This window comes from Natronomonas sp. (assembly GCF_036625485.1).
Classification (GTDB): Archaea; Halobacteriota; Halobacteria; order Halobacteriales; family Haloarculaceae; genus Natronomonas.
In genome coordinates, this window is the sequence record NZ_JAZKTR010000027.1 from 1 (window position 1) to 20,849 (window position 20,849).

At 64.8% G+C, this 20,849-nt stretch carries 24 protein-coding genes and 1 pseudogene; 22 read left to right on the top strand and 3 right to left on the bottom strand.

What is annotated here, in order from left to right; translation table 11 throughout:
• The 10 genes from V5A53_RS04500 to V5A53_RS04545 form a co-directional block, all read left to right on the top strand.
• Window positions 1-297 (top strand): AMP-binding enzyme (locus V5A53_RS04500; RefSeq protein WP_442928675.1); only part of this gene is annotated, 297 nt, incomplete at its 5' end.
• A 77-nt stretch (window positions 298-374) separates the two neighbouring features.
• A complete protein-coding gene (locus tag V5A53_RS04505) occupies window positions 375-2,117 on the top strand; it encodes a glutamate--tRNA ligase (RefSeq protein WP_332312383.1) in 1,743 nt (580 codons plus the stop codon).
• A gap of 42 nt (window positions 2,118-2,159) precedes the next feature.
• Window positions 2,160-2,498: a 4Fe-4S dicluster domain-containing protein gene (locus tag V5A53_RS04510; protein ID WP_332312384.1), complete on the top strand. Its 339-nt coding sequence runs from the start codon at window positions 2,160-2,162 to the stop codon at window positions 2,496-2,498.
• Window positions 2,499-2,620: 122 nt separating this feature from the next.
• Entirely contained in the window at window positions 2,621-3,475 is an 855-nt protein-coding gene (locus tag V5A53_RS04515) for an electron transfer flavoprotein subunit beta/FixA family protein (RefSeq protein WP_332312404.1), read from the top strand.
• 2 nt (window positions 3,476-3,477) lie between these two features.
• On the top strand, window positions 3,478-5,106 hold the full coding sequence (locus V5A53_RS04520) for an electron transfer flavoprotein subunit alpha/FixB family protein (protein WP_332312385.1): 1,629 nt from the start codon (window positions 3,478-3,480) through the stop codon (window positions 5,104-5,106).
• Window positions 5,099-6,760 carry an FAD-dependent monooxygenase gene (locus V5A53_RS04525; protein WP_332312386.1) on the top strand — a complete coding sequence of 554 codons (1,662 nt, stop codon included), beginning with the start codon at window positions 5,099-5,101 and terminating at the stop codon, window positions 6,758-6,760. Before V5A53_RS04520 ends, V5A53_RS04525 begins: the two co-directional genes overlap by 8 nt.
• The gene (locus tag V5A53_RS04530; protein ID WP_332312387.1) at window positions 6,757-7,161 is read left to right on the top strand and encodes a hypothetical protein; all 405 of its coding nucleotides are present in this window, start codon (window positions 6,757-6,759) and stop codon (window positions 7,159-7,161) included. The genes V5A53_RS04525 and V5A53_RS04530 overlap by 4 nt, the downstream gene beginning before the upstream one ends.
• Before the next feature lie 50 nt (window positions 7,162-7,211).
• Window positions 7,212-7,946, top strand: a complete 735-nt coding sequence (locus V5A53_RS04535; RefSeq protein ID WP_332312388.1) for a GNAT family N-acetyltransferase — start codon at window positions 7,212-7,214, stop codon at window positions 7,944-7,946.
• A gap of 62 nt (window positions 7,947-8,008) precedes the next feature.
• Window positions 8,009-8,965, top strand: a complete 957-nt coding sequence (locus tag V5A53_RS04540; RefSeq protein ID WP_332312389.1) for a hypothetical protein — start codon at window positions 8,009-8,011, stop codon at window positions 8,963-8,965.
• A gap of 23 nt (window positions 8,966-8,988) precedes the next feature.
• Complete coding sequence (locus V5A53_RS04545) at window positions 8,989-9,825, top strand: mechanosensitive ion channel family protein (RefSeq protein ID WP_332312390.1); 837 nt, start codon at window positions 8,989-8,991, stop codon at window positions 9,823-9,825.
• A 35-nt stretch (window positions 9,826-9,860) separates the two neighbouring features.
• On the opposite strand, the gene V5A53_RS04550 is transcribed toward V5A53_RS04545, so the two are convergent.
• From V5A53_RS04550 to tmcA, 3 genes are read right to left on the bottom strand one after another with little or no spacing between them, the layout of a single operon-like run.
• Complete coding sequence (locus tag V5A53_RS04550) at window positions 9,861-10,016, bottom strand: hypothetical protein (protein WP_332312391.1); 156 nt, start codon at window positions 10,014-10,016, stop codon at window positions 9,861-9,863.
• A 40-nt stretch (window positions 10,017-10,056) separates the two neighbouring features.
• Window positions 10,057-10,536: a DUF456 domain-containing protein gene (locus tag V5A53_RS04555; RefSeq protein WP_332312392.1), complete on the bottom strand. Its 480-nt coding sequence runs from the start codon at window positions 10,534-10,536 to the stop codon at window positions 10,057-10,059.
• Window positions 10,537-10,567: 31 nt separating this feature from the next.
• Window positions 10,568-12,835 (bottom strand): tRNA(Met) cytidine acetyltransferase TmcA, encoded by a 2,268-nt coding sequence (gene tmcA, locus V5A53_RS04560; protein WP_332312393.1) that lies wholly within the window; start codon window positions 12,833-12,835, stop codon window positions 10,568-10,570.
• A 78-nt stretch (window positions 12,836-12,913) separates the two neighbouring features.
• Here tmcA and V5A53_RS04565 point away from each other — a divergent pair, with 78 nt between their 5' ends.
• The 12 genes and pseudogenes from V5A53_RS04565 to V5A53_RS04620 all read left to right on the top strand — a co-directional run.
• Window positions 12,914-13,927, top strand: a complete 1,014-nt coding sequence (locus tag V5A53_RS04565; protein ID WP_332312394.1) for an NADP-dependent oxidoreductase — start codon at window positions 12,914-12,916, stop codon at window positions 13,925-13,927.
• A 157-nt stretch (window positions 13,928-14,084) separates the two neighbouring features.
• A complete protein-coding gene (locus V5A53_RS04570) occupies window positions 14,085-14,219 on the top strand; it encodes a hypothetical protein (protein WP_332312395.1) in 135 nt (44 codons plus the stop codon).
• A gap of 199 nt (window positions 14,220-14,418) precedes the next feature.
• Window positions 14,419-14,601, top strand: a complete 183-nt coding sequence (locus V5A53_RS04575) for an HVO_2753 family zinc finger protein (RefSeq protein WP_178288608.1) — start codon at window positions 14,419-14,421, stop codon at window positions 14,599-14,601.
• Window positions 14,602-14,603: 2 nt separating this feature from the next.
• A complete protein-coding gene (locus tag V5A53_RS04580; RefSeq protein ID WP_332312396.1) occupies window positions 14,604-14,870 on the top strand; it encodes an elongation factor 1-beta in 267 nt (88 codons plus the stop codon).
• 195 nt (window positions 14,871-15,065) lie between these two features.
• Window positions 15,066-15,359, top strand: a complete 294-nt coding sequence (locus V5A53_RS04585) for a 50S ribosomal protein L21e (protein ID WP_332312397.1) — start codon at window positions 15,066-15,068, stop codon at window positions 15,357-15,359.
• The gene (locus V5A53_RS04590; protein ID WP_332312398.1) at window positions 15,356-15,712 is read left to right on the top strand and encodes an RNA polymerase Rpb4 family protein; all 357 of its coding nucleotides are present in this window, start codon (window positions 15,356-15,358) and stop codon (window positions 15,710-15,712) included. Before V5A53_RS04585 ends, V5A53_RS04590 begins: the two co-directional genes overlap by 4 nt.
• A gap of 226 nt (window positions 15,713-15,938) precedes the next feature.
• The gene (locus V5A53_RS04595) at window positions 15,939-16,514 is read left to right on the top strand and encodes a DUF655 domain-containing protein (protein WP_332312399.1); all 576 of its coding nucleotides are present in this window, start codon (window positions 15,939-15,941) and stop codon (window positions 16,512-16,514) included.
• Between the two features lie 68 nt (window positions 16,515-16,582).
• Window positions 16,583-17,404: a 16S ribosomal RNA methyltransferase A gene (locus V5A53_RS04600; RefSeq protein ID WP_332312400.1), complete on the top strand. Its 822-nt coding sequence runs from the start codon at window positions 16,583-16,585 to the stop codon at window positions 17,402-17,404.
• An 85-nt stretch (window positions 17,405-17,489) separates the two neighbouring features.
• Complete coding sequence (locus tag V5A53_RS04605) at window positions 17,490-18,944, top strand: mechanosensitive ion channel family protein (RefSeq protein ID WP_332312401.1); 1,455 nt, start codon at window positions 17,490-17,492, stop codon at window positions 18,942-18,944.
• Window positions 18,941-19,519, top strand: coding sequence for a HemK2/MTQ2 family protein methyltransferase (locus tag V5A53_RS04610; RefSeq protein ID WP_332312402.1), 579 nt, complete (start codon window positions 18,941-18,943; stop codon window positions 19,517-19,519). The genes V5A53_RS04605 and V5A53_RS04610 overlap by 4 nt, the downstream gene beginning before the upstream one ends.
• A 40-nt stretch (window positions 19,520-19,559) precedes the next feature.
• Entirely contained in the window at window positions 19,560-20,540 is a 981-nt protein-coding gene (locus V5A53_RS04615) for a methionine synthase (RefSeq protein ID WP_332312403.1), read from the top strand.
• A pseudogene (locus tag V5A53_RS04620) lies at window positions 20,537-20,849 on the top strand (methionine synthase); the annotation flags it as partial. The gene V5A53_RS04615 and the pseudogene V5A53_RS04620, both read left to right, overlap by 4 nt.

A 20,849-nucleotide genomic window follows, 5' to 3' on the forward strand; every position in this document is an offset into this window, starting at 1 on the left:
ATCGAGGTCGAGGACGCCCTCTACGACCACGAGGACGTGATGAAAGCCGCCGTCATTCCGGTGCCGAGCGAGAAATGGGGTGAAACCCCCAAGGCAATTGTCGTCGAGCGTCCCGGCGCCGACCTGACCGAAGACGAACTCATCGAGTTCGTCAAGGGTCGACTGGCGAGCTACAAGGCGCCGACGAGCGTCGACTTCGTCGACGACTTCCCGGAGACGGCGACCGGCAAGGTCCAGAAGTACGAACTCCGCGAGCGCTACTGGGACGACGAGGAACGGCGGGTCGGTCAGGAGTAATCGGTCGGCCGCGCGGCTGGCTTTCCGCCGGTCGGAATCCCGGTAGGTTTTGACCCTCCCCGCGGTAGGTCCCGATAATGGACGACGACCTCCGTGAGCGTATCGAACGCGAGGCCGAGGTGGCCGCGCTGTTCAACGCGCTCAAACACGACAGCGATGCACAGGTCGGCGCGATCATGGGGCCGCTGATGGGCGAGAACCCCGAGTTCCGCGAGCACGGCGACGAGATTCCCGGCATCATCTCGCCCGTTATCAACCGCGTCAACGGCCTCTCGGCCGAGGAGAAACGCGAGCGCCTCGCGGAACTGGCCCCCGAGCAAGTCGAGGAACTGGAGGCCGAAGACGAGGAGGACGACCAGCCCCTTCCCGACCTCCCGAACGTAGAGGCATACGACGAGGTTCGGATGCGGATGGCGCCGAACCCCAACGGCCCGTGGCATCTCGGCAGCGCCCGCATGCCCTCCGTCATCGGGACCTACAAGGAGATGTACGACGGCTGGATGCTGTGTCGGTTCGACGATACCGACCCCGAGACCAAACGGCCGGACCTCGGTGCCTACGACGAGATTCTCGACGCCATCGACTACCTCGGCTTCGAACCCGACGAGGTCGTCAAGGCCTCCGACCGCGTCGAGACGTACTACGAGTACGCGCGCGAACTCATCGAGAAAGGCGGCGCCTACACCTGCACCTGTAGCGGCGAGGAGTTCTCCGACCTGAAGAACGACGCCGAACCCTGTCCGCACCGCGACAAGGACGTAGAGACGACGCTGGAGGAGTTCGAGTCGATGGTCGACGGCGACTACTCCTCGGGCGAAATCGTCCTGCGGGTCCGTACCGACATCGAGCACAAGAACCCTGCTCTCCGGGACTGGGTCGCCTTCCGGATGGTCGATACGCCGCATCCGCGCGAGGAGGCCGCCGAATACCGCTGCTGGCCGATGCTCGACTTCCAGTCCGGCATCGACGACCACCTCTTCGGTATCACCCACATCATCCGTGGCATCGACCTGCAGGACTCCGCCAAGCGCCAGGGATTCGTCTACGACTACTTCGACTGGGAGTACCCCGAGGTGCTGCACTGGGGCCACGTCCAGATCGACGCCTACGACGTCAAGATGTCCACCTCGACGATCAAGGAACTCATCGCGGAGGGCGAACTCGACGGCTGGGACGACCCGCGCGCGCCGACGGTCGCCAGCCTCCGGCGACGGGGAATCCGGGGCGAGGCCATCGTCGAGTCGATGGTCGAACTCGGCACCTCGACCTCGAACGTCGAACTCGCGATGTCGAGCATCTACGCCAACAACCGCGATCTGATCGACGACGAGGCCGACCGCGCCTTCTTCGTCAGGGACGACCCCGACCGCGGGGGCGGCGCCGTCGAGCGGCAGGTGCTGGGCGGACCGGACGCCGGCGAGCCGCCGGTCCACCCCGACCACGAGGAGCGCGGGACCCGAGAGATTCCGGTCGAGCGCGGCGTCCTCGTCGAGTCGGAGGACCTGCCTGACCACGGCGAGCGGGCCTGGCTCAAGGGCTATGGCTGTGTCCGGCACACGCGTGACGCCTTCCAGTACACCGGCGACGATATCGACGTCGTCCGGGGGGGCGACGTGCCTGTGATCCACTGGGCCCCCGCAGACAGGAACGTCCCCGTCCGGATGCGGACGACCGACGGCGACGTGGCAGGCTACGCAGAACCCGGCCTCGCCGACTACGGGGCCGACGCGGTGGTCCAGTTCGAGCGCGTCGGGTTCGTCCGCGTCGACGCGCCGGCAAGCGGCGACGGGTCGGCCGTCGTGTACTTCGCCCACAGCTGAATTCGAAGATTTAAGTCCCTCGCCGACACGGATACAGATACCATGGCAATCGATCCGGAGTTCGAGACCACCTACGAGGAAGTCGATCGCCACGAGGCCCACCGCGTCTGGACGCCCGATGGCGAGGACACGACCGACGAGAAGCAGGGAATCCACGGGACACACGTCGCCGTGGACTTCGACATCTGCATCGCAGACGGCGCGTGCCTGGAGGACTGCCCGGTCGACGTCTTCGAGTGGGTCGACACGCCCGGCCACCCCGAAAGCGAGATCAAGGCCGACCCGACCCACGAGGACCAGTGTATCGACTGTATGCTCTGTGTCGACGTCTGTCCGGTCGACGCCATCGACGTCGACCCCGGTCGCGCCGGCCGGACGTAACGGCCCCCTTTTCGAAGGACCGACTCGTCGGTGAACAGCGGTTCGCAACCCGATTTTAGCCCGTTGTCGTGCTAAAAACTATTAGGGTGGGTTGCTGTGGTCACCATAGGGAAACGATGACAATAGACACACTTGTGTTGACGAAAGGCGTTCCCGACTTCCGTGAAGGAAAGGTCTCTTTCGACGAAGACGGCCACCTCGAACGCGGGAAGACGCCGACGGTGATGAATCCGAACGACAAGTTCGCGTTGCGTGCGGCCTTGCAGACGAAGGTCCGTCACGGCGGTGATGTCACGCTGATGAGTATGGGTCCGCCCGGCTACAAGGAGGTACTCCAGGAGGGAATGCGTGACGTCTACGCTGACGACCTATATCTACTCTCGGACCGTGAGATGGGCGCTGCCGACACCTGGGCGACCTCGATGACCGTCGCGACCGGTATCGAGAAACTCGAGAACGAACCGGACATCATATTCGCCGGGTTCAAAACAGCGGACGGCGAGACCGGCCATACCGGACCGCAGACGAACTGGTGTCTTGGCCGGCCACTGATAACACACGTCGTCGCGCTCGACATCGACGAAGACGAGGGGCGACTCCGGGCGAAACGGCTCGTCGAGGGTGACGTCGAGGAGATAGAGACGGTCGAGGCCGACCTCCCGGCGTTCGTCGTTACGGACCCGGAGTTCGAACCGAGCTACCGGATGGCAGCACACCGGCTCAAGCACAAGGAACTGCGTGCTGAGACGAAAGAGCGGGCAGAGAACTACGAGGACCTGGTCACGATGTGGGACCACGAGGACCTCAATCTCGACCCCGACTACATCGGGCTGGATGGCTCGCCGACCATCGTCGCGGGCGTCGACCCGATTCCGAAGGCGCCCTCCGAGCGGGAGGCGACGACCGTCACACCCGACGATGAGGACGGAATGATGGACGTACTCGAAGAGATGCAGCCGTACGCGGCAGGTGACTGATCATGGTATCGATAGATCCTACGGAGTACGAAATCGCGGAGCTCGGACCGAAGATCAAGGACGTCGAGGACGTCGACGAGCTAGAGGAGATGCTCGAACTCGAGGCGTCCGGCGAGGACCGCCAGCCGGTGAAGACGCTCATCGAGGGGCGCATCGACACGCTCTCCGAGGATGATGAGGCGGTCGACCCCGGGGAGGCTGATCTGGCGGAGTTGACTGTTGCCGATATCGCGAACATGGTACGGGGCATCGAGGATGTGGATGTCCTCGAGGATCTCCTCGACCGCGAACGCGATGGAAAGGAACGCAAATCGGCCATCTCACAGATCGAGAGTCGAATCGACAATCTGACCGAAGACGAGGACGCCGAAGAAACGGAAGTCGAGTACGTTCCACCGGAGGAGAAGTATCCCGACCTCGACCATCCGACCTCGGAGAAGCGGTGGGTGGAGGGAACTGTCGACGGCGAATACCGAGATATGTGGGTCTACTGTGAGACACAGCAGGGTGAACTCATCGACGTCTCGAAGGAGATGCTCGGAAAGGCCCGTGAGTTGATGGATGGCTACAACGACGAGTACGGCGAGGACGAGCAGGTCGTCGCCGTTCTCATCGGCGACGGCATCGCCGACCTCGCCGAGGAGGCCATCGCCTACGGTGCCGACCGCGTCGTCTACCACGAGGACGAGCGCCTGGCCCGGTTCCGACACAAGCCGTACACGGAGATCTTCTGCCATATGTGCCGTGACGCCGAATTCGAGTGGCGTGATTACCACGAGCCACGGTACAACGTCTTCCCGGCGACGAACAACGGTCGGGACCTCTCGGCGCTCGTCCAGGCCGAGCTCGATTCGGGGCTTGCGTCGGACTGTTCGGACCTCTATATCGACACTGCGAACATCTCGAACCCCGCGAAAACCGGGACGCCGGGCGAATCCAAGGAGTTCGGCCGCGTCCTGCACATGCCCCGTCCCGACTTCTCCGGGTTCGAGTATTCGACGATTCTCTGTATCGACAAACCACACCGAGACTTCCACCCACAGGGTGCCAGCGTCATTCCTGGGGCCTTCGACCTACCCGAACCGGACGCCGAACGGGAGGGCGAAATCGTCGAACACGGGATGGACCTTCCCGACGAGTGGTTCCACGTCGAGGTTATCGAGTACGACCAGCTCGAAGGCGGTGTCGACCTGACCGACAACGAGGTCGTCGTCGCTCTCGGGCGGGGCATCGGCGATGAACCGACACGAGGAATGGAACTCGGACTCGAACTGGTCGACGCCTTCGAGGAGGCCGACCTCGGACTCTCCCGTGGCGTCATCACTGCCTCCTACGAGTTCGATGGCCACGTCGATGATTACGTCGCCGAAGAACGGCAGATCGGCGAATCCGGACAGGTCGTCGAACCGGATCTGTACATCGCCGCCGGCATCTCCGGAGCGGTCCAACACAAGGTCGGGATGGACGAGTCCGACACCATCATCTCCATCAACACCAACCCGGACGCCGACATTCGGGAGTTTTCGGATTACTTCATCGAGGGCGATCTCTTCGAGGTCCTCCCCCGGATGATCGAGGCGCTAGAAGAGGGCGAGCTCGCCGGTGCGGTCGCGGAGGTGAGCGATGACTGACGACTACGAGCATTTCGAGGCAGTCGTGGTCGGTGCCGGGCCCGGAGGGGCCGCGGCGGCCGCGACGCTGGCCGAACAGGGCGTCGAGACCCTCGTCCTCGAACGGGGTGTCGACGCCGGCTCGAAGAACGTCTCCGGCGGCCTCATCTATGCCGAGGAATCAGCGCCCTACACCATCGACCGATTGTTCGACGGCTTCCGCGAGGAAGCTGCTGAACGCCCCATCTCGGACTACTACATCCACAACCTCGCCGGCGAGAAGGTCAAGACGTTCGACCTCTCGGATATCCACCACCACGACACGGAGTGGTGTGACGCGGTGCTCCGCCGGAAGATGGACTCGTGGCTCGCAGAGCGCGTCCACGAGAAGTGCAGCGAGACCGGCGGCGGTCTGCTGACGGAGGTGCGGGTGAACGGCCTTCTCAGAGAGGGAGGCGAGATCGTCGGCGTCACCTGCGACGAACTCGATCCCATAACGGCGGACGTGATAATCGCGGCCGACGGCGTCAACTCGGAGTTGGCCCGTGACGCGGGCCTGATGGATTACGAGGAACCCGACGAGTACTTCCAGGGCGTCAAGGCGGTCGTCGACATGGAGCCCGACGCCATCAACGAACGGTTCGACGTGGCCCCCGACGACGGCGTCGCCCACCTGTTCTCGGGAGACCTCTTCGAGGGTGTCCGGGGCGGCGGCTTCCTCTATACCAACGAGGAATCGCTGTCTATCGGGACGGTATTCCACCTGGATTCGCTCGCAGAGAAGCGGGCCGAACCGCACGAACTGCTGGACGCACTGTTGACCCATCCACTGCTCGACCAGTGGTTCGAAGGCGAGTACCACGAGCGGGAGTACTCGGCGAAACTCGTCCCCGATTCGAAGAAGGCGGCTCATCCGTCGCCACATCAGGGTCGACTGATGCTGGTCGGGGACGCGGCCGGCCAGATGCAGGCACAGGGCCCCATCATCAAGGGGATGAACCATGCGGTCACCGCGGGCGGCCTCGCAGCCGAAGCGTTCGCCGAGGCGAAAAGCCGCGGTGACACCGATGTCGCCGGCGAGCTCTACGAGAAGAAGCTCGTCGACGAGGGTGTGATGGCCAAGCTCAGACCGAGGCGCTACCGACTGAGCCGGACGCTCTCCGAGAGCGACCTCGTGACGAAAGTCGGGAGCGGGCTCGTCGATTCCCGTGTCGGACGGGCGGGCGTGAAGCTCTTCGACGGGGCCATCGAACGCGCGTTCAATTCGCCGTTCCTCCTCGGGATGATACCTGACACCCGGACGTCGTATGTGACGGTGCCGCGTGTCGTCGGGGAGGTACTCGGCGAGCGGGTCGATGCCGAAAACACCATCGAACCGCCGAACCTCGGCGACCGTATCGGTGAACTCACCTACGACGTCGACGACCCGCACATCGAACTGCTCGACAACAGCTACGAGGCCAGCGGTACCGCAGTGACAGCCTGCCCCGTCAGTGCCGAAGATTTCGGCGGTGGCTGTTACCGAAGTGAGACGGTCAAGCGGAACGGTGGTGAGGAGCAAGTCGTCAGCCTCGACACCCAGCCGTGTGTCGAATGCGGAACCTGTGCCATCGTCGCCGACACCGACTGGGACCACCCACCGGGTGGCAAGGGAGTCGAGTTCAAGGACGGATGACCGACGTTTCCGAACGTATAGAGACGCTGGCCGAACGCGCTCGTCGGGACAGGGAGGACTTCGAGCCGCCTTCCAATCCACCCGATGAGGAGGCGGCAATGAGGTACCTGACCGAAGGCGTCGGGGAGGTCGTTGCACTCTACATCGATGCGCGAACCGGCGAGATGGTTCGGTTCACCGACGCCGAGTTCGTCCTGCTGGAGCAGGCGCTCAACGACTGGCTCGAACTGTATGCGGCCTGCTACGGTGCCAACCTCGATGGGGTATTCACCGTCCGGGAGGTCGCTGAACTCGTCGTCGACACCCACAGCATCCGCGAAAGCGCTCTCCTGCTCACGGGCATCCCCGATCGAGACCGAGAGGAAGCGTGGTTTCAACAGAGTCGACATTCTGAGTCATAACAGCCACGGTGGCGGCAATCTTTTTATATTGGTCAGTGTTATCGGGTAACATGCAGTTTTCCGACGAGCTCGAATTCAGCCACCGGGACCGCAAAGACATCTACGAGTACATCGAGCGGTACGGGACCGTCGACTACGAGGACGCCCGGCAGTCTCTAGACATGAGCCCGGAAGCGTTCGGCCATCACGTGGCGGTTCTCCGTCGGGACGGTATCCTCTCCCGCGAGGACGACGAACTCCGCGTGGCCTTCGAGGACGAAACCGAGGAGACCTACGTCGACGAGGGACTGGAGGTGACGATTCGACAGGCCCGGGAGGACGACCTGACCGGCCTCGTCGGCGCGATCCGGGAGGCCATCTCCGATAAGACCTACATCGAGGGCGAAACCGTCGCCGACATCGTCGAAAGCGAGAACGTCCTGCTTCGGCACAACGATCTTCAAAAACGGGTCTTCTTCGTCGCCACGATCCACGGCGACGTCGTCGGGTGGGTCCACATTAACGCGCCCGAGATCGAGAAACTCGAACACACCGCCGAGTTGACCGTCGGCGTCATCGACGAGTATCGTGGCCACGGCATCGGCTCGAAACTGCTGGACCACGGCGTCGACTGGGCCCTCGACAACGATTTCGAGAAGATCTACAACAGCGTTCCGTCGATCAACGAGGACGCCATCGAGTTCCTCGGTTCGCGGGGGTGGGAAACCGAAGCCACCCGGAAGGACCACTACAAGATCGCCGGCGAGTACGTCGACGAAGTGATGATGGCGAAGACGCTCGCCTAGGGGGGCCTCGCTTTTTTATTGACCCCCGGCATGCAGTAGCACATGGACGAGGAGCGAACGCGATGAGTGCGATGCCGACAGCCCTGTCGGACCTCGATGCCGCCGCTCTGCTCGAGGACATCGAGGGCTTCGAGACGGCGCTCGAAGCCGGTGGGGGTCCGATTGCGGTCGTCGGCGCACCCTTTGCTGGCCGTCGCCGGGTTCTCGAACACGCGGCGGACATCCTCGATGTGACCTCCACACGACTCGACCCGTCGGCGGACCACGAGACGCCCATCGGAGAGGGGCCGCTCGTCGTCGACGACTGCCAGCACCTCTACGACCGACGGGTTGGCGGCTTCGAACCGCTGACGGACGCACTCGACGCGCTCGCCGGTATCTCGACGCCTGTCGTCACCGGCTGGAACGCCCACGCGTGGTCGTACCTCGACGCGGTCCGGCACGTCGAGGACGTGTTTGCTCACGTGTTTTCAGTGCGGAAACTGCCGTCCGACGAACTCGCATCGTTCGTCCGGGAACAATCGGCCACACTGCCGACGTTCCGACATGACGACCCGGACAACGACCTCCTCACGGTGAAAGAGCGGTCGGTCGGCAACGGCGGCCTGACCGTGCCGGTTCCGGTCGTCGACCGCGACCGACTTCGCACGCTCTTCGAGGCGGCGGTCGAGCCCGAGACGGCCGTCTTCAATCGCCTCACCGATGCTGCCGACGGGAACCCCGGCGTGGCGCTCGCGCTGTGGGAGCGGGGCCGCTCCGGCGGCGAGATGCGACCGAGCGACGTCGACTCGCCGACGGTCGATCTCGACCATCGGGGTGCGTTCCTGCTCCGCATCGTGCTATCGCAGGGTGTCGTCGACGAACGGGCGCTCGCCGACCGGTTCGGGAACGCCCTCGAACGGCCGCTCGGCCGACTCGACCGCGCCGATATCGTCACGCGGGCCGACGGGACCGTCAGCCTCGACCCGGTCGGCGTGCCGGCGGCGGTCGCCGTAACCGAACAGTGGAGGGTCCTCTAATCGTGTTCCGAGACGGCTCGCTGGTGATAGTACAGACACAGCAAGTCGAGGAGGTCGAAGCCTTCATCGACGCGGGAACGCTCGCGAGCGTCGTCGTCGCCTTCGTCGGGGCGTTTCTGGTCGCGAGGGCGCTGGCGTTCCTGCTTTCGGCCACCGCCGAACGGAGCCCCTCTCGGCGCATCACCATCATGATGTTCGTCCCCGTCGTGAAACTGCTCGTCTACGCGACGGCGCTGTATCTCGTGGTCGTCCCGATACTGGAACTGACGGCCGCACAGGTGCTCGCGGTCTCCGGGCTACTCGGGGCCGCCATCGGGTTCGGACTGAAGGACCTCGCGGGCAGCGTCATCGGCGGCCTGTTGCTCGTCGTCGAGAGCCCCTATCAGGTCGGCGACATGGTGACTCTCGACGGCAACTACGGCGAGGTGGTCGATATCGGCCTCCGGGCGACCAAACTCCGAACGCCTGACGACACCGCAATCGTCGTGCCGAACGATACTCTGTTCAAATCCAGCGTCGCCAACGCGAACGACGGCAGTCCCGAGATGCTCGTCACCGTCGACATCGCCGTGGCGCCCGCGGCGGACCTCGACGCCGCACTGGATATCATGGAGGAGGCGCTGATAACGTCGGCCTACGTCTACGTCGACGAGACACATCCCGTCTCGGCCCGCATCGATGACGACATCGCCTACCGAACCGTTCGGGGACGGGCGTACGTCTCGGACCATCGCCACGAACTCGCGTTCGGTTCCGAGGTGACGCGCCGCGCGCTCGAAGCCTACGAGGAACGTGGCATCGAGACGCCGACGTATCCACCCCTTCACGAGTTAGCGGGCGAATCCGGCGGCTCCGACTGATACGGTTCGCCGCAGCGGTGCGGATGAGGGAGCCGTTACAGGAGTTCGCCGCCCTCCAGCGGGTCCGCGACGACGCCGTCCTGCCGGCCCAGCGACCGCGCGTGGGCCGCACAGACGACCCTGTTTTCGGCCCACGGGATGTGGAGTCTGACGGCCGCCTCCTTTTCACACCCCTCCTCCGTACACTCCATACTCGCTCTTGGCAGGGCTCCCTAACAGCCGTTTGGGTCCCTACAGGAAGACGGCCAACAGGAATACCGCGAGCATCGCGGTCGTCACCACCACTTGCATCGCCGTCGACGCCAGCACGCCGATGGTCGCGTAGGCCGCCGCACGAAGGGCCAATTCGACGTCGTCGTGGCGGCGGTATTCGAGGGCGAACACGGTTCCTGCCACGCCGACGAGCAAGCCCAACGGTCCGAGCACGAGCAACAGCGGCAGCGTCACCACCGCCGCGATAGCGGTCGTCCGCGTCGACGCGCCGCCGACGTTTGCCGCGAGGGCACCTCCAACCCAGTCGAACGCGAGGGCAACTACCCCGAGGCCGAACAGCACGACGAGTCCGAACGCTCCGGGCGCGCCGGTCACATACCAGTAGTAGCCGACGCCGAGCATCGACAGCCCAGCGCCCGGAACGAGCGGCAGGAAGCTGCCGGCGATGCCGGCGACGAGCAGGGCAAGCGCCACGTAGAGCGGGTCGATGGGGAGCACGGCTACGACCGACACCTCCGAGAGCGAAGGGTCATCGGTACCGGTCGGCCTCCTCGTGGGCGAGGTCGGTACCGTACCGGTCGACCAGCGGCTGGAACGCGTCACCGAGCGCGCGCATGCACTCCCGCTCGGAGACGTAATCGAGGTCGTCGGTCGTCTCGTTCCACGGACGGGCTTGCAGTACCTTCCGGACGAGCAGGCGCTCGGCGGCGGCGTCTTCGCAGGCACCGTCGAGCAGCGCCCGGACGGCGAGTCGTCTGAACCCGCCGGGTGCGATGTCGTAAAGGCCGGGGCCGAAGGCTGCGCTGGCGACGAGGCGCCACTCGTCGTCGGTCAGCGACAGCCGAACCCTGCCGTCAGCGGCGTGGAGCGCCTCGCGTACCACATCCGGGTCGGCGTCGTCGAGTGCATCGGCGAGGACGTCGGGAATCCGCCGCAGGAACCAGTCGGTGTGGCGCTCGGCGAGGGCCGCCCCTGTTTCGGAGAGCGGTCGGACCATGACCGCCGAATACTCGCCGCTGGTGTCGTTGCGGGTCGTCGAGAGGTGGACCGTCCCGTAATCGTTGGCCTGCCAGAAGGACAGCAGGTCGGGTGTCGCGCCGTAGCCCACGCCGAGGTAGTCGACCGGTTCGAATCGACCGAGCGGCGACCGGGCGCCGACGGCATCGAACTCCGATTCGATGGCGCCGAGCAGGTGCGAACCGAGACCGCGAGAACGGGCGGCGTGGTGGGTCGCGATACGCATCACCCGCAGGCCGACGGGAACCGCGGCGTCGATATCGCGCACCTGACTCGTCAGCACGTCGGGAATCATGTTGCCGCGGACCCGCGCGCCCTCGTACATCGCCTCGCGTGTCTCCTCGGGGAGGCCCCCCTCGCGGGCCAGCAGGGCGACGGCGACGACGTGGCCGTCGTGGGTCAGCGCCCGCAATGCGATGTTCGGCGCGTCCAGCAGGCGAGCGAGGTCGTCAGGTTCGGTCCGGTAGTGGGCGTTGACCAGCAGACCGAAGGTCTCCCGGAGGCGCGGTTCGTCCTCGACCAGTTCCGCGGGGTCGAGCCGTTCGTAGGCGACGGTCTCGGGTGTCGCCGCCGTGACCAGTTGGTCGGCGGGCGGGGATGCATCCAGCAGGAGCGCCCGGAAGAGCCACGTCTCGATCGGGTCCGGCGCGGCGTATCGGATCGGGTCGGCCAGTCGCTGGAGGGTCACCTCGTGGCTCTCGTCGAGGCGGCCCCGGAAGCGCACGTCGAAGCCCCGGCCCGCACCCTCGTAGCCGTGGACGGTCGTCGCGAAGCAGGCACTCGGCGCGACCGACAGCAAGGATTCGAGCATGCGGACCGAAAGGGCGGCCGCCTCGTCGACGATGAGGACGTCCGCCGATTCCTCGACGGCGTCGGCAGGTTTGCGATAGCGAATCCGGCCACCACCGTCGGCTCGGAGTTCGGGATGGCCCTTCCCCTCGCGTTCGTCGGCTGCGAGGCAGTCGAGCGCCGCCAACGCCTCGCTGGCGCGTTCGAAGAGTTCGGCTGTGTTGCGGTAGCCGGGCGCGGTGACGAGTATGTCCCGGCCCTCGGCGGCCAGCGCGGCCGCGGCGAGGCCGGCGGCGCTGGATTTGCCGCGGCCGCGGTCGGCCTCCAGAACGACCGCCTGGCCGTCCTCGCGGAGCACCTCGCAGGCCTCGACGGCGTCCCGCTGGTCGGCGGTCAGACAGCGTTCGTAGACGGCAGAGCGGAAGACGGCCTCGTCGGGGAGGTCGAACCCCTCGCGAGCGAAGCGCGGCGCGGGGTCGGTGAGGCCATCGTCCCGAACGAGACCAGCGTCGACGTCGACGATGGCGATGCCGCGATGGGCACGCAGGGTGTCGACGAGGCGACGGCGGAAGACACCGGCCACGTCGTCGAGGCCGAACGGGGGGACGGCGAGCGTCTCGTCGAAGTCGTCCCGTCGGTCCGGCCACGAATCCAGCGGCGGGGCGAGCAAGACGAGCAGCCCGCCGCCGTCGACGGCGCCCGCCGCGCGGCCGATGGCGTTCGGTCGGCACGCGTCGTGACAGTCGACGACCACGCAGTCGTTGGTCGTCCCGAGGAGTTCGTCGGCGCGATTGGGCGGGAGCGTGCGGGCCGAGACGCCGATACCGTCTCGTTCGGAGAGGACGACTGGCCGGCAGTCGGCGGCGCCACAGACGGCCTCGGTAGCCGTGTAACCGGCCTCGCGGGTGCCATCGAGGACGACCAGTCGGCGCTCGTTGGTCGCGTGGGCTTCCGCGCGGAGCGAACGGGCCGCCTCACGAACCGCATCCATATCGGGGCGAAGGAGGCGATACCGGAAGGCTCCACCGATTGACCGAACCCTATGATACCGGGGGGTGAAGCCGGGGGCATGGCTACGAACCGCCAATGGCTGCTGGATAGCCGGCCGACCGGCGAACCGACGATGGAGAACTTCGAACAGGTCGAGACCGAGGTCCCCGACCCGGGCCCCCACGAAGTACTGGTCCGAACGCTCTACATGTCCGTCGACCCGTATATGCGCGGCCGGATGCGCGATGCCGAATCCTACGCCGAACCGTGGGACGTCGGCGACACGATGAAAGCCGGCGTCGTCGGTGAAGTCGAGGAATCGAACCACCCCGACTTCGAGGACGGCGACGTGGTGACCGGCCAATTGGAGTGGGCCGACTACGCGGTCGCCGAGGGACGTGACCTCCGGAAGGTAAACCCCGAACACGGCCCGATATCGACCGCGCTGGGCGTCCTCGGAATGCCCGGCGTGACGGCCTACTTCGGCACGACGGACGTCGCGGAGCCGAAACCCGGCGATACCGTCGTCGTCAGCGCCGCGGCAGGGGCCGTCGGTAGTGTCGTCGGCCAGATCGCCGACCTGAACGGCTGTCACGTGGTCGGCATCGCGGGCGCCGACGAGAAGATCGAGTGGCTGGAGTCGGTCGGCTTCGACGAGGGCATCAACTACAAGGAAGCGGACGTACCGAGCGCGCTCCGTGAGGCCTGCCCGGACGGCATCGACGTCTACTTCGACAACGTCGGTGGTCCCGTCACCGACGCCGTCTGGCCGCTGTTGAACGTCCGAGCGCGCGTGGCCGTCTGCGGGCAGATCTCACAGTACAACGCCACGGAGGTACCCACCGGGCCGCGAAAACTCGGCAAACTCATCGAGGCGCGCGCGAGGGTCGAGGGACTGCTCGTCCGAGACTACGAGGACCGCTGGGGCGAGGCGCTGAGCCGACTCGCGACCTGGGTCGCACAGGGTGACGTCGAGTACCAGGAGAACGTCGTCGAGGGGCTCGACAACGCCCCTGACGCCTTCTTCGATCTCTTCGAAGGGACCAAAATCGGCAAGCAACTCGTCAAGGTCGGCGAGCGAAGCGACACCTGATACGACGGCCACGACGGTTTACTGGGGATTCGCCCGTCCGAGACAGCTATCACCGGTGACGGGGTACAACCGTCCATAGGAGCGTTCGACACCCTGTTTTCCTCTTGGTGTGTTACTAGCCAACACACTTATTGGCAGTAATAACCGATAATTATTTATGAATGATACAGCGTTCGACGAGGAGGAATTCGAGGCGTATTATCAGGAGGTAAGCGACGGCTGCGGCTGTATGGAGCTGTGGGAGTACCTTTCGGAGCGTCGGAACAGCTGGACTGAACCCGAACAGCGTTGATAATCCGTCATTCTGGTAGGTAGCCGGGCGGCAGCACGGCTAGTAAGTACTCCAGAAACGGCGTACCACCGCCCCCGATAGCGCTTTCGGACCGGGTTACTTCGACTGTCCGAACGCGAGCGAACCTCTCTCATACGGCTCCGTGCGGGCGGAAAGGTAAGATGTAAGAGTTAAATGTCGGCGCGCCGGACCACGGTGTATGAGCAGCGAGAGTTCCGAACGGCGGGCACGCAAGTGCATCTCCTGTGGGATCAACATCTCCGGGACCAGCGCCGCGAAGTTCAAGTGCCCGGACTGTGGGCATCTCATCTTCCGGTGTTCGAAGTGTCGCAAACAGAGCAACCTCTACGAGTGCCCCGACTGTGGGTTCATGGGTCCGTAAACATGGGAAAAGTAGCCGCCAAGATGAAGGTCATGCCGCAGAGCCCCGAGGTCGACCTCGACGACCTCCAGGAACGACTCGAGAACGCCCTCCCCGAGGGCGCGAAGATCAGCCGCGTCGACCGTGAGGACGTCGCTTTCGGTCTGATCGCGATGTTCCCGACGGTCATCATCCCCGACGAAGCCGGTGGAACCGACGCCGTCGAGGACGCCTTCGCCGAGGTCGACGGCGTCGAGAGCGTCGACGTCGACGAAGTCGGCCGGATATAACCCCGGCCGCCTTCTCCGCGTTCTCCGACCGCGTAGCCGCCCGTATATCGGTTCCTTCCAACCCGTACTTTGATATTGATTAGCTCGATATAGGCGAACCACGGCGGCCGTCGTCCACGTCACGTGGGCACACGGGGAAGGAGCGCCGCCGGAACGCACCTTTTATGTGTCGCACCTGATTAGGTCTCTTCAAGAATGCCCAGTTCCAACGGTCCGCGGAAGGCAACCCGGAACAAACTCAAGAACAAAGCCCGCGAGCGAGGCACCTCCCCGCCGCAGCGCTCCATCGAGGAGTACGACGAAGGCGAGAAGGTCCACCTCCACATCGACCCCTCCGTCCCGGACGGCCGCTTCCACCCGCGTTTCAACGGCAGGACCGGCGAGGTCGCCGGCAAGCAGGGTCGCGCGTTCAAGGTCCTCATCGAGGACGGCAACGTCGAGAAGACCCTCATCGCGAGTCCCGCACACCTCCGCCGTCAGAAGGAATGACGATCTTCAAGGAAATCGTCGACGAGGAGTTCATGACCGTCTCCGAGGCCAAGGACGTCCTCGCCGACATCGAGGCCGACCGCGCCCTCGACGAGGAGCGGGAGATGCCCTACGAGCTCGCGCGTGCCATCGAGCACGTCAACCGGTTTTCGATTCTCGATGCCGAGGAATCGCTCGAACTGGTCGAGGAACTGCTGGAACTCGAGAAGATCGACGAAAAGACCGCCTACAAGATCGCCGACCTCCTTCCGGAGGACCGCGACGAACTCCGTTCGGTCTTCGCACAGGAACGCTACTCGCTTTCGGGCGACGAACTCGACGACGTCCTCGACATCGTCGTCAAGTACGCCTGATACGGGCCGTTGTCGTCTTCTATCGGTTATCACCGATTCCGTACTGGCGATGACCGGTACATCGGTACAACGCTCCGTATGAAACTGTCGGCCGTATCTGTTTCGTATCGGCTTTCTAGGGATCACCGTATCGGAGGTCGCTCCGTCGGTTCGACCGGTCACGGACCTCCCTTCGACCGCCTGAATCGGCACCTGTTTTAAATACGGCCTTCCCGTACTCAATGGTATGAGCAACGCCGGTGACGAAGGCGAACCTACGACGGCGGTCCTTCTGGACTACATGCCTCGGGGGCGCCCCGAGGACGACCGCCCACAGTATCAGAAATCCCCGGTGGCGTTCGCGCTCGGCGAGTCGGATTTCCGACTCGTCGAGATCGCGCTCGACGAGGACGCCCACGTCAATATCGGCGACCGCGTCCAGATCGATCCACCGGGCGAGAGCATCAAGGACCTCACGGACATCGACTACGAGGACCTCTCGAGTACGGCCCAATCCGAGGTCGAATACGCGGTCGACACGATAATCGATGCCGACGAGGGGCGGTTCGTCGACTTCTACAACGACGCCCAGCCGATCACGACGCGGCTCCACGTGCTGAACCTGCTTCCGGGCATCGGCAAGAAACTGCGGAACAACGTCCTCGATGCGCGCAAGCGCAAACCGTTCGAGAGCTTCGAGGACATCGAGGACCGCGTCTCGGGCCTGCACGACCCCCGGGAGGTACTCGTCGAACGCATCCTCGAGGAACTCCAGAAGGAGGACCTCAAATACCGGATCTTCGCCCGGCGCGAATCCGAGTAACGCCGACCGACGCTTTCTCCCGAAGTCGAATGGTGAACGATATACGGCGCCGTCCGCTACCGCCAGGTATGCGCGACCCCGACGCGCTTCTGGCCCGCGCCGGCGTGCGCGGCGACCCGGAGCGCGACCAGCACTTCCTCGTCGACGACCGCGTCCTCGATAGGCTCCCGGGCTACCTCCCCGACGACGCCGACACCTCCCATATCCTCGAGATCGGCGGCGGGACGGGCGCCCTCACCGCTCGCCTCCTGGACGTCGGCGACGAGGTCACCGTCATCGAACGTGACCCGACGCTCGCGGCCTTCCTCCGCGAGGAGTTCGCCGACGCAGTCGAAGCCGGCGACCTGACCGTCATCGAAGGCGACGCACTCGACGTCGACCTCCCCGACTTCACGGCATCCGTCTCGAACCTGCCCTACGGCGTCTCCTCGGAGATCACCTTCCGGCTGTTGCCCGAGGGGAAACCGACCGTGCTGATGTTCCAGAAGGAGTTCGCCGAGCGGATGGCCGCCGAGTCGGGAACCGACGAGTACGGCCGGCTGTCGGTGACTGCGGGCCACTACGCGGAGGTCGAAGTCGTCGAGCCGGTGCCGAAAGAAGCGTTCTCGCCGCCGCCCGCGGTCGAAAGCGCCGTAGTGCGGACGACGCCCCGAGAACCCGAATACGAGGTACCCGACGACGAGGCCTTCATGAAACTGGTTCGTGCGGTCTTCACCCAGCGTCGGAAGACGATGCGGAACGCCGTGCGGAACACGACCCACATCTCGGGCATCGAAAATCCCGACGCCGTCGTCGAGGAGGCCGGTGAGGAACTGATGAGCAAGCGTGCGGGCAACGTGCCGCCGGCGGAGTTCGCCCGACTGGCGCGCATTGCCGAGCGCGTCGCATGAGCCGTCGGCCTGGCGTTACCGATCACCGACGAAAACTTGTCACCCCCGTTCCAACCACCCCCTATCAGTCGGTTGACGTGCTACCATGTTCGGACTAACCCTTCTCCAGATATACTGGCGCGCCATCTATCGCATCCAGCTCGCGTTCAACACCCGAACCGCCCAGTACGCCGCAACGATCGGCGCCGGAATCGGCTTCGTCCTGTTCATCGCGTTGCTCTATCGCGTCGCTCGGCCCCTGAAGGACCGATACGACGAGGACGGCGTCGAGATACTGCTCGCGCTGTTGGGGACCATCGGCGCCATCCTCGTGAGCGTGTTCGTCATCGCCGTCTGGCGACAGACGAATCGGCTCCTCCAGACGTTCGGCGAGTTCGGGTTCAGCCCCGAGCGGGGGATCCTTCTTCTGGTATCGTTCGTCGTCCTCGCGGTCACCTACACGCTGACCCGGATCACCAAGCGCTTCATCAAGTTCGGCTCCGGACGCGTCGAACTGACGCCACACCAGCGGGAACTCGTCCACCATCTCGTCCAGATATTCCTCTTTCTGAACGCCTTCGCGTTCATCTGGTTCCTCTGGGAGTTGTCGTGGGGCGACATCCTGCTCGGGGCCGGCGCTATCGGTATCATCGTCGGGTTTGCCGCCCGGAAGACCCTCTCGGACGTCCTCGCCGGGTTCGTGTTGCTTTTCGCCCGGCCCTTCGAGGTCGGCGACTGGGTCTCGATCGGCGACCGCGAGGGCATCGTCACCCAGATCACGATCTACAACACGCAGGTCCGGACGTTCAACGAGGAACACGTCGTCGTTCCGAACGATAGCGTCACCGACAGCGAGGTGGTCAACTACTCGAAGACCGACCGCCTCCGGCTGGTCACGAAGGTCGGCATCGACTACGAGACCGACATGGCGACGGCGATGACCGTGGCGACCGACGCGATGGAGGACTGTGAAACGGTCGCTTCCAACCCGAACCCCGACGTCATCCTCGATTCCTTCTCGGATTCGGCTATCGTCCTCCGTCTGCGGTACTGGATCACTCGCCCGACAATCCAGCAGAAACTCAGCGCCCAGAACGAGGTCATTCGGGCCGTCAAGGACGCTTTCGACGAGGAGGACATCAAGATCCCCTATCCCCAGCGCGAACTCATGGGTCGGGAGGATACCGACGGCCTCCGGGTCTCGACGGACAGCGACCTCGAACGCGGCGCAGACCTCAAGGACAAAGACGTCACGCAGGCCGTCCGGCAGGTCTCCCGTGCGGACGACGAGCGCGTCGAGGAAGCCGTCGAACGCGTCTCCGAGGCCGACGATGCGACTCTCGTCGAGGAACCCGTCGAGGAACGGTACGGCGGCGACGGCGGCCCCGACCAAGAGGACGAGGACAAGGACGAGGCGGATGACGACGACTCGGAGGATACCGAAGCCGACGGGGGTAGCGGAGAGCGCGGAGACGCCGCCGAAGAAACCGACGGCGCCGACGCCGGAGCCAGCGATGACGCCACCGAGTCCGACGACGAACCGGAGGACGAAGAGGCGTGACCTTACAGGACCGACGGGAGATGCCGACGGTGTACGAACCTGCGGAGGACTCCCGACTGTTGGCCGACGCCGTCGTCGACCGTATCGATGCCGACGAGCGCGTCCTGGAGGTCGGCACGGGTTCGGGTTACGTCGCGGCTCGCATCGCCGAGGGAACGGGCGCCCGCGTCGTCGGCTCCGACATCAACCCTGAGGCCTGCCGTCGCGCCCGCGAGGAGGGCGTCGAGGCCGTCCGCGGGAACCTCACCGACCCCTTCGCGCAGGATAGCTTCGACGTTGTCTGTTTCAACCCACCGTACCTGCCGACCCCGCCCGAAGAGGAGTGGGACGACCCGCTGGAACACGCGCTGTCGGGCGGTGAGGACGGCCGCCGGGTCATCCGTCCGTTCCTCGCCGACGTGGGGCGTACCCTCAGACCGGCCGGTCGCGTCTACCTGCTCGTCTCCACGCTGACGGACATCGACGCCGTCGCGGAACTCGCCGATGACGCGGGGATGGAAACCCGCGAAATCGACGAGGAATCGTTCCCCTTCGAGCGACTCGTCACACTGGAGATTACTCATAAGAATACCTGATTAGGAAATATTAAAGGCCGTCATGGCGTAGCCGCACGTAATGACAGAGGTACTTGCGACGACACCCGGTCTGTTCCCGCTTCCGGACTGGGCGAAGGACGACCTATCGGATCTGAAAGGCCACCAGAAGGACGACCTCATTTCGGGCGACGAGTCGGGCGATATCGTCGACGCCTACGCAACCGCCCGCGAGGAAGTCGTCGACCGACAACTCGAGGCAGGTCTCGACCGCGTTGTCGAAGGCCAACTCCGGTGGGACGACATGATCGCTCACCCGCTGTGTGTCCACGATAACGTCGACACCCGCGGTATCGTCCGCTATTACGACAACAACAACTTCTACCGAGAGCCGGTCGTCGAGGGCGACCTCACGTTCGACGGGGACGTCGCCGACGAGGTCGCGTCCGCCCACGACGTGACTCAGGCCGTCCTGCCTGGTCCCTACTCGCTTGCCGACCTCGCGACCGACGAGTACTACGGTGACGATGCCGCGTTCCTCGATGCCGTCGCGGAGTTCCTCGCCGGCGAGGCCGACGCCTTCGATGGCGTCGAGACGCTCTTCCTGCTGGAACCCTCGCTCGTCGAGAACGCCCCCGACGAGGGCGAAGACGAACGCGCCAGCGAGGCCATCGACACCGTCGCCAGCGCGGTCGACACCGAGGTCGTCGTCCACACCTACTGGGGCGCCATTCCGGAGAAGCCCTACGCCCACCTGATGGACGCCGACGTCGACGCTATCGGATTCGACTTCGTTTCGGACCACGAGGCGAACCTCTACAACATCCAGGAGTACGGTACAAAGGACTCCATCGCGCTGGGTGTCGTCGACGGCCAGAACACGCTGGTCGAATCCCCCGCAGACATCGCCGAGCGCATCGAGTGGGTCGACGACAACGTCCCCGCCCAGGCGTTCGACACCGTCTACGCGAGTAGTAACACCGAACTGTTCTACCTCCCGCAGAACAAGTTCGAGGAGAAACTGGACGCGCTTGCCGACGCCACCGAGGAGGTGTCCCTATGACTGCCAACCTGCTTTCCGATACCCGCGAACAGTTCCGCCCCGACGACCACCCGACCGACCACTTCCTGCTGACGACCGTGGTCGGCTCTTACCCCAAGCCCAAGTGGCTCAACCGCGCGAAGGAACTGAACGAAGACGACGAACACGACTTCGACGAGGACGACCTCGAGGAGGCCCTCGACGACGCGGCCCGTCTCATCACCGACGAACACGCTCGGGCAGGCCTCGACGTCGTCGTCGACGGTGAGATGCGACGCAACGAGATGGTCGAGTACTTCGCCCACCGCATCGACGGCTACGAGTTCAACG

Bases quoted from the DNA above. Each gene is read 5' to 3' on its own strand.
- tmcA (WP_332312393.1), bottom strand. From the start codon at position 12,835: ATGGATGCGGTTCGTGAGGCGGCCCGTTCGCTCCGCGCGGAAGCCCAC.
- V5A53_RS04595 (WP_332312399.1), top strand. From the start codon at position 15,939: ATGAGCAACGCCGGTGACGAAGGCGAACCTACGACGGCGGTCCTTCTG.
- V5A53_RS04550 (WP_332312391.1), bottom strand. From the start codon at position 10,016: ATGGAGTGTACGGAGGAGGGGTGTGAAAAGGAGGCGGCCGTCAGACTC.
- V5A53_RS04535 (WP_332312388.1), top strand. From the start codon at position 7,212: ATGCAGTTTTCCGACGAGCTCGAATTCAGCCACCGGGACCGCAAAGAC.
- V5A53_RS04505 (WP_332312383.1), top strand. From the start codon at position 375: ATGGACGACGACCTCCGTGAGCGTATCGAACGCGAGGCCGAGGTGGCC.
- V5A53_RS04600 (WP_332312400.1), top strand. From the start codon at position 16,583: ATGCGCGACCCCGACGCGCTTCTGGCCCGCGCCGGCGTGCGCGGCGAC.
- V5A53_RS04590 (WP_332312398.1), top strand. From the start codon at position 15,356: ATGACGATCTTCAAGGAAATCGTCGACGAGGAGTTCATGACCGTCTCC.
- V5A53_RS04525 (WP_332312386.1), top strand. From the start codon at position 5,099: ATGACTGACGACTACGAGCATTTCGAGGCAGTCGTGGTCGGTGCCGGG.
- V5A53_RS04585 (WP_332312397.1), top strand. From the start codon at position 15,066: ATGCCCAGTTCCAACGGTCCGCGGAAGGCAACCCGGAACAAACTCAAG.
- V5A53_RS04540 (WP_332312389.1), top strand. From the start codon at position 8,009: ATGAGTGCGATGCCGACAGCCCTGTCGGACCTCGATGCCGCCGCTCTG.
- V5A53_RS04575 (WP_178288608.1), top strand. From the start codon at position 14,419: ATGAGCAGCGAGAGTTCCGAACGGCGGGCACGCAAGTGCATCTCCTGT.
- V5A53_RS04520 (WP_332312385.1), top strand. From the start codon at position 3,478: ATGGTATCGATAGATCCTACGGAGTACGAAATCGCGGAGCTCGGACCG.
- V5A53_RS04570 (WP_332312395.1), top strand. From the start codon at position 14,085: ATGAATGATACAGCGTTCGACGAGGAGGAATTCGAGGCGTATTATCAG.
- V5A53_RS04615 (WP_332312403.1), top strand. From the start codon at position 19,560: ATGACAGAGGTACTTGCGACGACACCCGGTCTGTTCCCGCTTCCGGAC.
- V5A53_RS04605 (WP_332312401.1), top strand. From the start codon at position 17,490: ATGTTCGGACTAACCCTTCTCCAGATATACTGGCGCGCCATCTATCGC.
- V5A53_RS04530 (WP_332312387.1), top strand. From the start codon at position 6,757: ATGACCGACGTTTCCGAACGTATAGAGACGCTGGCCGAACGCGCTCGT.
- V5A53_RS04565 (WP_332312394.1), top strand. From the start codon at position 12,914: ATGGCTACGAACCGCCAATGGCTGCTGGATAGCCGGCCGACCGGCGAA.
- V5A53_RS04580 (WP_332312396.1), top strand. From the start codon at position 14,604: ATGGGAAAAGTAGCCGCCAAGATGAAGGTCATGCCGCAGAGCCCCGAG.
- V5A53_RS04510 (WP_332312384.1), top strand. From the start codon at position 2,160: ATGGCAATCGATCCGGAGTTCGAGACCACCTACGAGGAAGTCGATCGC.